General features: G+C 70.5%; 3 protein-coding genes. All 3 read left to right on the plus strand.

The window, feature by feature from the left end; all coding sequences use genetic code 11:
• The coding region (locus MKL09_RS16955) for a hypothetical protein (protein WP_244021994.1) at positions 1 to 181 on the plus strand (181 nt) is incomplete at its 5' end.
• A 74-nt stretch (positions 182 to 255) separates the two neighbouring features.
• Positions 256 to 2322, plus strand: coding sequence for a methyl-accepting chemotaxis protein (locus tag MKL09_RS16960; RefSeq protein WP_244021995.1), 2067 nt, complete (start codon positions 256 to 258; stop codon positions 2320 to 2322).
• Positions 2323 to 2505: 183 nt separating this feature from the next.
• Positions 2506 to 3786, plus strand: a 1281-nt coding sequence (locus tag MKL09_RS16965) for a CHASE3 domain-containing protein (protein WP_244021996.1), incomplete at its 3' end; no start/stop codon positions are given.

Raw genomic sequence — 3786 nt, forward strand, 5'->3', positions numbered from 1 at the left:
CGAGGCGGCGACGCAGTTGCGCGCCACGGCGGCCCGGATGGGCGTGCCGGCCAAGGCCAAGGTCGGCGGCAAGGCCGGCAAGGTGCGCGCCGGCCGGGCGACCCTGGCTTCGGGAAGCGGCTTCGACCTCGACATGGGCGACGGCGACGCCCGCGACGCCGACTTCGTCCGCGTCGCCTGAGCGGCTTCGCGTCCCGCGCGGGCCTCGCCCCGCGCGGCCCAGATCGACCCGGACCCGTCGAGGAGGTCACACCCATGCGTTTCACGATCCGAGCCAAGCTGGCTCTGAGCTTCGGCCTGATCCTCGTCCTCCTGGGCGGGGCCGGCTACTTCGCCATCGCCGGCCTCGGCGCCTCGAACGAGCGGATGCAGGGCTTCGCGTCCGGTCCGTTCGCGCAGGTCCAGCGCGCGCTGCGCTTCGAGACCATGGCGATCGATGCCGCGCGCACCTTCAACCGCACGATGCTGGAGCCGGGCGATGCCGGCCGTGCGCAGCTCGCAGCCGACTTCAGGGCCCAGGACGGCCGGTTCCGGGCGCTCCTGAAGGAGTTCTCGGACCGGACCACGCCGGATGAGCGCGGGCGGATCCAGCCCCTGAGCGACAGCTGGAGCCGGCTGTCCGAGGCCGCCACCAAGGGTTTGGATCTCTCCATCAAGAACGGCAACAACAATGCCATCGCCCTCGCGGGCGGTGAGCAGCAGGTCGCCTACGCGACCGTGATGACCCGGATCGAGGAGCTGGCCTCCCGCCCCGACCTGTCGGTGGAGGACCGCCGCTTCATCGACGCGATCGAATTGCGGCTGACGCGCCTCCTCGCCGAGGTCTACCGCGAGGTGATGATCAGCGACGATGCGCTGCTCGCGAAGTTCGCCACCGAGTATCGTGAGCATCGCCGCCAGCTCGATCAGGATATCGCCCGGCTCACCGAGGCCGGCCGCGCCGGCGGCTTCCTCGACGGCGTCAAGGCGGTCACGGCGGCGGTCAAGGCCTGGGAGCCGATCGGCGAGCGGGTCTTCGAACTCGGCCTCGCCAACACCGACGCCAAGGCGCTGCAGCTCCTCGTCGGGCCGTTCACCCAGGCGCGGTTGGCGGTCGCCGAGGAGGCCGCCAAGCTGCGCGCCCACGAGGAGAGCACCGCCCAGACCTATGTCCGCGACACCCAGGCCGCCTATGAATCCATGCGCCTGATGCTCATCAGCGTCATCGCCGGTGCTGTGGCGATCGGGTTCGCCATGGCCGTCTGGCTGTCGCTCTCGATCTCCCGGGGCCTGCAGCGGGCGGTCGATGCCGCGACCTCCGTCGCCCAGGGCGACCTGACCCGGGACGTGGCCGCGTTCGGCCGCGACGAGATCACCGATCTGCTGCGCGCCGTCCAGGCGATGAACCTGAAGCTGCGCGAGGTCGTGATCCAGGTCATCGCCGCCACCACCAACGTCTCGGCGGGCTCGCAGGAGCTGTCGTCCTCGGCCGAGCAGCTGTCCCAGGGCTCGACCGAGCAGGCCGCCTCCACCGAAGAGGCCTCGGCCTCCGTGGAGGAGATGGCCGCCAACGTGAAGCAGAACGCCCAGAACGCCAGCCAGACCGAGGCGATCGCGCGTCAGTCGGCCCAGGACGCCGAGGCCAGCGGTGCCGCGGTCGGGAAGGCGGTCGATGCCATGCAGACCATCGCCCAGAAGATCACCATCGTGCAGGAGATCGCCCGCCAGACCGACCTGCTGGCCTTGAACGCCGCCGTCGAGGCGGCGCGTGCCGGCGAGCACGGCCGCGGTTTCGCGGTGGTGGCGTCCGAGGTGAGGAAGCTCGCCGAGCGCAGCCAGGCGGCCGCGGCCGAGATCGGCACGCTGTCGGCGGATACGGTGAAGGCGGCCCAGCAGGCGGGCGAGATGCTCGGGCGGCTGGTGCCGGACATCCGCAAGACCGCGCTGCTGGTGGAAGAGATCTCGGCGGCGTGCCGGGAGCAGGATGTCGGGTCGGCGCAGATCAACCAGGCGATCCAGCAGCTCGACAAGGTGACCCAGCAGAATGCCAGCGCCTCCGAGCAGGTCTCGGCGACCTCGGACGAGCTGGCCACGCAGGCCGAGCGGCTGCAGGCGACCATCGCCTATTTCCGCGTCGACGCGGCGGGGGCGGGCGTGAGCGCGGCGGCGACGCAGCTGCGGGCGACGGCGGCCCGGATGGGCGTGCCGGCCAAGGCCAAGATCGGCGGCAAGGCCGGCGGCAAGGGGCGTGCGGGCCGGCCGACCCTGGCTCCGGGGGATGGCTTCGACATCGACATGGGCGACGGCGACGCCCGCGACGCCGACTTCGTCCGCGCCGCCTGAGCGGGGACGAGGCCGATCAAACCCCCAGGGCATCGTCCGGGATCCGGTTTCCGGGACGACGCTCGTGACAACCGACCTGCGCCCCCGGGTGCAGCCACGATCAGATCCGCATCCGGGTCCGCCCGGACCAAGCCAGCCGCATAGTGCTCCCGACCGAGACCCACGCTTCCAAGGACGAAGGCCATGAACCTACTCGACAACATCTCGATACCGCGAAAGCTGTTCCTGTCCTTCGCGCTGATGCTGCTGGTCGGCCTCGGCATCAACGGTGTCGTTTACTGGAAATCCTCGGAGATCCGTCAGTCGGTGAACTGGACCGACCACACCATCAAGGTGATCGACGCCGCCGACCGCGCCCTGTCCGGCATGGTCAACCAGGAAACCGGTTATCGCGGGTTCCTGCTGTCCGGGGATGCCAAGTTCCTGGCGCCCTACCAGAAGGGCTGGGAGACGTTCAACACCGCCTGGCGGCAGGCCAAGGAGCTGACCTCCGACAACCCGGCCCAGCAGGAGCGCCTGGAGAAGATCCGCAAGCAGGCCGAGGCCTGGCATAACGGTGTCGCCGAGAAGGGCATCGCCGCCATGGCCAATCCCGAGACCCGCGAGGCCGCCCGCCAGACCGAGATCGTCGGCGCCGGCAAGGAGGCCATGGACGGCCTGCGCGCCGAGGTCGCCGACCTGGTCGGCGTCGAGAACAATCTGATGCGGACCCGCCAGGACGCGCAGAACGCGGCCTTCGACACGGCCACGCAGATGATCCTGCTCGGCATCGTGGCCAACCTGGTGATCGCCGTCGCCATCGGCATGGTCCTGGTCCGCACCGTCGCCAGACCGGTGACCGCAATCAGCACCCGCCTGGCGACCCTGGCGACGCCGTTCGAGACCGGGCGCCTCGACGAGGTCGGCCGGATCCAGGGCACCGCCCAGGCCGTGGAGCAGGCCTTCCGGGAGATCTCGGAGGTGCTGGCCGCCGCCTCGGTGGGCGACTTCACCAAGGCGCTGTCGAAGGATTTCGGCGGCCTCAGCAGCGAGGTCCAGGCCAATCTGCGCGCCACCACCGACAACCTGCAGGTGCTCGCCGGCGTCGCCACGTCGATCGCGGCGGGCGACCTGACCGTCGAGGCCAAGCGCCTGTCCGACAAGGACGTGCTAGGCATCGCCCTGGAGCAGATGCTGGAGAAGCTCCGCGCCGTGGTGTCCGAGGCTGCTGCGGCGGCCGGCAACGTCTCGGCCGGCTCGCAGGAGCTGTCGTCCTCGGCCGAGCAGCTGTCGCAGGGCTCGACCGAGCAGGCCGCCTCCACCGAAGAGGCCTCGGCCTCCGTGGAGGAGATGGCCGCCAACGTGAAGCAGAACGCCCAGAACGCCAGCCAGACCGAGGCGATCGCGCGTCAGTCGGCGCAGGACGCCGAGGCCAGCGGTGCCGCGGTCGGGAAGGCGGTCGATGCCATGCAGACCATCGCCCAG

The organism is Methylobacterium sp. J-048 (assembly GCF_022829515.1).
Taxonomy (GTDB): Bacteria; Pseudomonadota; Alphaproteobacteria; order Rhizobiales; family Beijerinckiaceae; genus Methylobacterium.

What these genes read in the sequence shown, in the direction of transcription:
- MKL09_RS16960 (WP_244021995.1), top strand. Translation starts at nt 256, where the DNA reads ATGCGTTTCACGATCCGAGCCAAGCTGGCTCTGAGCTTCGGCCTGATC.